General features: G+C 39.3%; 5 protein-coding genes. 2 read left to right on the top strand and 3 right to left on the bottom strand.

Annotated features, from left to right (window positions below; all coding sequences use genetic code 11):
• Positions 1 to 111: 111 nt before the first annotated feature.
• The 3 genes from JMX83_RS14755 to JMX83_RS14745 all read right to left on the bottom strand — a co-directional run bounded on the left by JMX83_RS14755 (position 112) and on the right by JMX83_RS14745 (position 2,592).
• Complete coding sequence (locus JMX83_RS14755; protein WP_201603331.1) at positions 112 to 672, bottom strand: hypothetical protein; 561 nt, start codon at positions 670 to 672, stop codon at positions 112 to 114.
• Positions 673 to 2,038: 1,366 nt separating this feature from the next.
• On the bottom strand, positions 2,039 to 2,338 hold the full coding sequence (locus JMX83_RS14750) for a hypothetical protein (protein WP_201603329.1): 300 nt from the start codon (positions 2,336 to 2,338) through the stop codon (positions 2,039 to 2,041).
• A 2-nt stretch (positions 2,339 to 2,340) separates the two neighbouring features.
• Positions 2,341 to 2,592 carry a mobilization protein gene (locus tag JMX83_RS14745; protein ID WP_201603326.1) on the bottom strand — a complete coding sequence of 84 codons (252 nt, stop codon included), beginning with the start codon at positions 2,590 to 2,592 and terminating at the stop codon, positions 2,341 to 2,343.
• Between the two features lie 208 nt (positions 2,593 to 2,800).
• Here JMX83_RS14745 and JMX83_RS14740 point away from each other — a divergent pair, with 208 nt between their 5' ends.
• Together JMX83_RS14740 and JMX83_RS14735 are read left to right on the top strand one after the other, a co-directional pair.
• Positions 2,801 to 3,778, top strand: a complete 978-nt coding sequence (locus JMX83_RS14740; protein ID WP_201603323.1) for a MobA/MobL family protein — start codon at positions 2,801 to 2,803, stop codon at positions 3,776 to 3,778.
• Positions 3,775 to 4,323, top strand: coding sequence for a hypothetical protein (locus tag JMX83_RS14735; RefSeq protein ID WP_201603321.1), 549 nt, complete (start codon positions 3,775 to 3,777; stop codon positions 4,321 to 4,323). The genes JMX83_RS14740 and JMX83_RS14735 overlap by 4 nt, the downstream gene beginning before the upstream one ends.
• Positions 4,324 to 4,570: the final 247 nt, after the last annotated feature.

Raw genomic sequence — 4,570 nt, 5'->3', positions numbered from 1 at the left:
ATTGTTCCGATAAAGCTGCATTATGGTAAATGATTTTAGACCGGTTTTAGCCGGCTGAATTAGTGACCAAAAAGCCCCTTAGAAAGGGGCTTTTTAGCTTGTAACGTTAAACTAGAAATTGATACGGATATCTACTTGGTCAATATCAACACCTGCTGCTTCAGCTATCATTTCCTTTGCTTCAGCAACTATTTCTGGTAAATCAGTTCTTTCGCTGTCTTCAGCTTCTAAAGCTTCTTCTAGAGTTGGACTAACATCAAATGGTAGCCAATCTAGACTTTCTACCTCAAGTCCGATCTTTTCTAGTAAGTCATTCGTATTCATATAAGAAATTGGGTATCTTTGACCTCGGTTAGTCTTTTCGTTAGAAGTCAGTTTTTTCCATGCTTTCTTAAAATTATCTGTATTTGGTAGCAAAGAGTACTCGCTAATCTGAACGATTTTTCTTGTAGGATGTTGCTTAGAAGCAACACAACCTGAAATCTTACCAATCATAAAAGCTTGACCGTGACTAATATCATCAGGTGATAATCTCTCTCCATTATTTCGAATTAACAGTGCGTACTTGATATCCCTAATTCTACTTGCGTTGGCTACCCAGTGTCCTGAGCCTCCAATTTTTTGCATTTCCTCTAAATCTCTACCTGTGAATATTGCTATTACCTTGTCCATTTTTATATACCTTAGGTTAATTATAGTGAACTCTATAAAGAGTAAGCTAGTGTTTTACTAACATTGTCATAATATACCTTATTTTTTCTAAATAGCAAGTAAAAATATAAAAAAATAGCTTAGTGTTTATAAAAAATAAGCTTTTTTTTATAAACACTAAGCTATGATCAGGTGTTACTTAACAGTTTTTACTAGAGAAAAAGAGTAGGATTGGATCGCCCAAAAAAATAAACCCCCCTATCACTTGACGCAATAGGGGGGTTTATCGTTTAATGTTCATTAACGGTTACAGCGTGTTGAAGCACACTGTAACGACCAAATAAGCATTCAGACTGCGTTATTTGACCAGCAATTAAGCCCATTAGGGCATATTTTAAGCCAAATCTAGGCTAGATTGCAATCAAATTACCTCTTTTAGTGACTTTAAAACCCAGTTCTTACAAAACAAAACCGTGGTTTTACAAATTATTTGCTCGTTACTTAAATCCCTTCACGCCTTGTAACTGTTCCCTTGTAATGGGTGGCAGGCATCAGTGACGACTGCATTGCATGGGTGACAGTAAGCTCTCGACAGGGGGTTCTAGACATATTGAGCAACGCAATGAGTGGTTATATTGTCTTTTGAAGCGGTACATTGGATATTAAATCCTTGCTAGCATTAGAAAGCGTATAGCGGTTAAGAGCGTGTCTAGGCGGTGCTATCAGCCGTAATCTTAACAGGGTCAGCTTGATACAGTGATGACCTCCTGATGAGTGTCCCAAGTCGTGCCGAGGGCATGAGTGAGCACCGTCAAGGTAACAACACTAAAGGATTTGCAGATTTTCATCTGTGAGTCCTTTAGGGTGAGTGTTCCCTGATTTCAGAACCCAGCCAAACCAAGAGCATAAGAACTACTTAGGCTCATTCAAGTGTTATATAGCCCACTAGGCTATATAACATAAGAGATTGAAGAAAAATTTAAGTTAAGATAATAATAGCAAAAAAAAAAAAAAAAGAAAAAGCACTCAATCAGCAGAGTGAGTGTCGAGATCGTTGATTAAAAAACTAAGGTGAAAAGATAAGTAAGCCTGAACCCTTGAAAATAAAGGGCTATAGCTTAAATGAACTTATTTTATTTTAAAGACAACTAATTTAAAAAAATGTTCATTATCTTGAAAAATTGGGCTGCGGCTTAAATTTTTAGCCAAAAAAAACAAATTATATTCTTTAAAAGTAACCACTATTAGTAAGACTCCCCTTCCCCTGAATCCTTGAAAGTAAAGGGCTACAGCTTGAATTTCTAGCTAACTACAACATTTAATATTCTTAAAAAAAACAAATTATATTTAAAAAAACGTCAAAAAAAAGTGTTTTAGTTGGTCTAACTTAGTAAGCATCTGATGACCAGTAAATTGCTGATAGGGTGAATTGATCTGTCTCAGCATTTTTTATGTACGCCAAGCCTTTATTTTGAAGGTCTGCATGAAAGCTATTCATAGCATCCCCCCAAATTTCAGCATAGTCATTGGCTAGTTGGATCAATTCATCGCCAGTGAAGTTACCTTGATAGTCCACCTCACCAGCAGATTTATAAGATTCCATTCTATCGTCACGTTCGCTAATCCACTTTGGAATTTTTATCTTATCGTTACTGTCATTGGTTGAAATAAAATAATCATAAGCCATGTTTAAACTCCTTTTGATCGTGTGACGGTCAAATCGTCTATAACACTCTCTAAGCGGTCTAAATCTGTCTTGCGTGTGATGTTGTTATCAATATCAATAAGCAGCTGTCTGGCTCTATCAGGATCGTTCTTAGCTAGTGATAAAATCATGCCACCAATAACCACTTTCTGCGCTGTATCTAATTTTCTTTGTTTTGTTTTTAGTCGGTTTAGCTCGTCTTGTTTGCGGGCTATCTTCTGTTCTATCGTTGGCATAATCCCACCTAAATATATCAATGTTTGTGTTAGTATAACAGTGAATTGGAGAGCTTTCACTTGGCTGTCTTTTTAGACAAGTGCGCATTTACGACTTGAGAAATCTATTCCACGTTGTTGCATAGATTTTCAAGTCCTAAATACGTCCTGCGGAGCAAAAACCTAAAGGACTAAAATACATAAACAATAATGAGATATATCCGTAAACATGGCTATCTACTACGCAACCACTAAGCCTATATCAAGAAGCAGCGGACGCAGTGCAACAGCATCCGCTGCTTATCGTGCCGGTACAGAAATTACAGACGAGCGCACAGGGTTAAAGCATGACTACTCAAAGCGTGACGGTGTAGAAATGGCTTATACTTTTGATAAGACTATGAAAAAGATTGATCGTAGCGAGCTGTGGAATAAAGCGGAGCTTGCAGAAAACCGAAAAGATGGGCGCACCGCTAGGGAATGGGTGCTAGCAATACCGCATGAGCTTGTACCTGAAGATAAAGATAAGCGTAAAGACCTCAAGCAGAATGAGGGCGCAAGGGTAGCGGTTAGGTTCGCTAAAGTCCTCGCAGAGCGTTACAACGTAGGCGTTGATGTGGCTATTCACTCCCCCGATAAAGAGGGTGATAATCGTAATTGGCACGCTCATATTATGACCACCACAAGAGAGCTTGAGCGTACCGATGACGGCATCGAGTTAGGTGATAAGACAAGTATTGAATTATCAAATGCCAAGCGTAAAGAGCTAGGGTTAGGTTCGACCAGTGCCGAAATCAAAGCGCTACGTAAGGAATGGGAAACTATCGTCAACACACAGTTAGAAAAGCAGGGTATTGAGGAGCGTATAGACCATAGAAGCCTGAAAGAGCAAGGAGTTGATAGGCAGCCAACTATTAAAATGGGGTGGCAAGCGTCAGCAATGGAGCGTAGGGGTGTTACAACGGATAAGGGCGATCTGAACCGAGAGATTACAGCAGATAATGAGCAGCTGCACGATTTAAAGCTTGAAATAAATATCCTCAAAGAAGCGAAGACAGAGATGGCGAGCATCAAAGAACAAATACAAGGTATGCAAGATTTTAAAGCTGAATATGAAGCCTTCAGACAGGAACAGCAACAAAAACTAGATATTGAAAGGCAACAGCAAGCCCAAGAAAAGGGGCAAGACAGAGGGTTTGAGATATGAATGAGGATGCTAAAAAACAGCTATTTATGCTCATAACAACTGCGCAAGAACAGCAGGAAAGTATTGCTCAAACACTAGCAATCATCAAAAAGCAGCAAGCTGGAATTGAAAGCTTGCATAAGCATTTACCAGAGCTAGCACAATCATTATTTAAAGACTCGCTGAATGACGCTAGAGCGTCCTTAGAGAGCGATTTAAGCAATCATGCCACTAAGACCGCCCAAGAGCTTAAAAAAGCGTCTAGCGGGGCAATGCGTGCAGCTGATGCTATAAAACAAGAGACAAAGGCACTAGGTTGGAAGCACGCTTTTATGACCGTAGGCTCAATTGCAGGGGCTTGCTTAGCGGTGATACTAGGATCAATGTTTTTTATACCGAGCCTTGATGATATTGCAGAGCGTAGAGTAACGATAGCGCAGCTAGACAAGCAGGGCGGTAATTTAGATATTGAACGCTGTAACGGTAAGCTATGCGCTAGAGTGATGACAAAGGAATGTAAATTTGGACCATCTAAGGATTACTGTGTTTTAGATTTAAAAGACTAACGCCCTTTGGTTGTTGGGTTAGGAATTAGCCAGGACAGGCAAAAAAGACTGCCTGATCTTGGCTAATTCCTAACCTTAAATGACTGCTAATACTAGCCCTTTTAGCACGAAAAAAACCCGATTGTTCCGATAAAGCTGCATTATGGTAAATGATTTTAGACCGGTTTTAGCCGGCTGAATTAGTGACCAAAAAGCCCCTTAGAAAGGGGCTTTTTAGCTTGTAACGTTAAACTAGAAATTGATACGG

It is taken from the genome of Psychrobacter piscatorii, assembly GCF_904846415.1.
GTDB lineage: Bacteria > Pseudomonadota > Gammaproteobacteria > Pseudomonadales > Moraxellaceae > Psychrobacter > Psychrobacter piscatorii.
Note: the sequence above shows the minus strand (reverse complement) of the source record. Positions and strands in the feature narration are given on the sequence as shown.

Excerpts from the sequence above, each read along its gene's own strand:
- JMX83_RS14755 (WP_201603331.1), bottom strand. The coding sequence starts at position 672 with ATGGACAAGGTAATAGCAATATTCACAGGTAGAGATTTAGAGGAAATG.
- JMX83_RS14750 (WP_201603329.1), bottom strand. The coding sequence starts at position 2,338 with ATGGCTTATGATTATTTTATTTCAACCAATGACAGTAACGATAAGATA.
- JMX83_RS14745 (WP_201603326.1), bottom strand. The coding sequence starts at position 2,592 with ATGCCAACGATAGAACAGAAGATAGCCCGCAAACAAGACGAGCTAAAC.
- JMX83_RS14740 (WP_201603323.1), top strand. The coding sequence starts at position 2,801 with ATGGCTATCTACTACGCAACCACTAAGCCTATATCAAGAAGCAGCGGA.
- JMX83_RS14735 (WP_201603321.1), top strand. The coding sequence starts at position 3,775 with ATGAATGAGGATGCTAAAAAACAGCTATTTATGCTCATAACAACTGCG.